At 59.1% G+C, this 635-nt stretch carries 1 protein-coding gene; it reads left to right on the top strand.

What is annotated here, in order from left to right; all coding sequences use genetic code 11:
* Window positions 1-186 precede the first annotated feature (186 nt).
* Window positions 187-635, top strand: a 449-nt coding sequence (locus EAE92_RS24180) for an IS66 family transposase (protein ID WP_214069872.1), incomplete at its 3' end; no start/stop codon positions are given.

Here is a 635-nt window from a genome sequence, read left to right as displayed (position 1 = left end):
TTTGTCTGGCCGAAGCAGGGCGAGCGCAGCTGGGTGATGACGCCCGCCCAGTTTGACTGGCTCATCCGCGGCATTCACTGGCAACAAGTCGAGGGAGATGACCTGTCCGGCTGGCGAAGCTAATTCCGTTACCCCGGTCACACTTTTACCGGATAACGACGGGGAATTATCCGGTACACTGTCGGTATGACGCTCAATGACTTAATCGCGCTGGATGACCCCGGCCAGTTCCGCCTGCGGGCACTGGCGCTGCTTCAGCAACAATGTGATTATATTCGCCAGCTGGAAGAGGCCCTGAAACAGGCGCAACGCTGGCGTTTTGGCGCGCACAGCGAAACCCTGCCAGCCGGTCCCAAACGCAGTCAGTTTGAGGAAGATGCCGATACCGATATCGCGGTACTGGAAACCCAGCTCTCACGCCTGCATATCAGGGAAGACGCGCCCGCGTCTCATCCTAAACGTCAGCCTTTGCCGGCGACTTTACCCCGTGAAGATATCCGGCTGGCGCCGGAGACGGCGAGCTGCCCGGATTGCGGTCATGCCCTGCGCTTTTTGCGTGATGAAGTCAGTGAGCGACTGGAATATCGCCCCGCGACGTTTGTTGTCCGGCGTTATGTCTGTCCGCAGTACAGCTG

Source organism: Photorhabdus hainanensis, assembly GCF_018448965.1.
Classification (GTDB): Bacteria; Pseudomonadota; Gammaproteobacteria; order Enterobacterales; family Enterobacteriaceae; genus Photorhabdus; species Photorhabdus akhurstii.
The sequence above is the reverse complement of the archived record's forward strand: the minus strand, read 5'-3'. Positions and strand labels throughout refer to the sequence as shown.